At 39.0% G+C, this 431-nt stretch carries 1 pseudogene; it reads right to left on the bottom strand.

Annotated elements, in window-relative coordinates:
• A pseudogene (locus tag BA70_RS18995) lies at positions 1-399 on the bottom strand (isopeptide-forming domain-containing fimbrial protein); the annotation flags it as partial.
• Positions 400-431: the final 32 nt, after the last annotated feature.

Genomic DNA, 431 nt, shown 5'->3' with positions numbered 1-431 from the left:
GAAGGAATCTTTGACTTCTTTTGCTACTTGCCCATCTACTTTTAATGAAGCTGCACCATATGCGAGACCTTTTGGCAGCTTATCTGAAATGACTAGCTCTTTGATGACACTGTCTTCTACACTGTTTTTTGTTTTGATTGTGTAAAGAAGGGTGTCGCCTACCTGTACTTGTTTTTCATCTGTGTTGCCTTCTGCTTTTTGATTAATTTCTGATGTTTTTTCTGATTCAAGCTTTGGATCTCTTGGATCAATTTTTGTTTCAGTCGTTGGTTCGTCTGGCGGCGTATTGTCGCCTGTGACCTTGGCTGTATTTTGAATGGTTTTACCTGCTTGCCCTTTGGAGACCGTTGCTTCAAAGGTCACTGTATGCCAGTCCGTATCTTTGATATCAAAAAATTGACAGCTAAAAGTAAATTTTTTCTTATTCTAGT

The organism is Bacillus zhangzhouensis (assembly GCF_000715205.1).
Lineage (GTDB): Bacteria > Bacillota > Bacilli > Bacillales > Bacillaceae > Bacillus > Bacillus zhangzhouensis.
The sequence above is the reverse complement of the archived record's forward strand: the minus strand, read 5'-3'. Positions and strand labels throughout refer to the sequence as shown.